Source organism: Pseudoalteromonas rubra (genome assembly GCF_005887115.1).
Classification (GTDB): domain Bacteria; phylum Pseudomonadota; class Gammaproteobacteria; order Enterobacterales; family Alteromonadaceae; genus Pseudoalteromonas; species Pseudoalteromonas rubra_F.
On record NZ_PNCJ01000105.1, the window covers coordinates 1 to 330 of the forward strand.

Annotated in this window: 1 pseudogene; it reads left to right on the forward strand. The window is 47.6% G+C overall.

The features are described from left to right. Positions 1-330 (forward strand): annotated as a pseudogene (locus CWB98_RS23355) (transposase); the annotation flags it as partial.

Sequence of the window (330 nt, forward strand, 5' to 3'; positions counted from 1 at the left end):
ACCATATTCATCAATGGCGCTATTATCCAGTCGTAAAAGCCATACAGGCTATGCGAGGCGTACGCTTGCTTGTCGCCGCAGGTGTGATTGCTGAACTCGGTGATTTATCTCGCTTCGACCACCCTCGCAAACTCATGAGTTACCTTGGACTAGTACCTAGCGAGCATTCCAGCGGAGGGAAACGAAACATTGGTGCAATTACTAAATGTGGGAATGGTCGCGCTAGGCGGTTAGTAGTTGAAGGCGCACATAGTTATCGCTACAACGCTAACATCTCAACCCGAACTGCAAAAACGACAAGAAGGCTTGCCAAAAGCCATTATTGATATT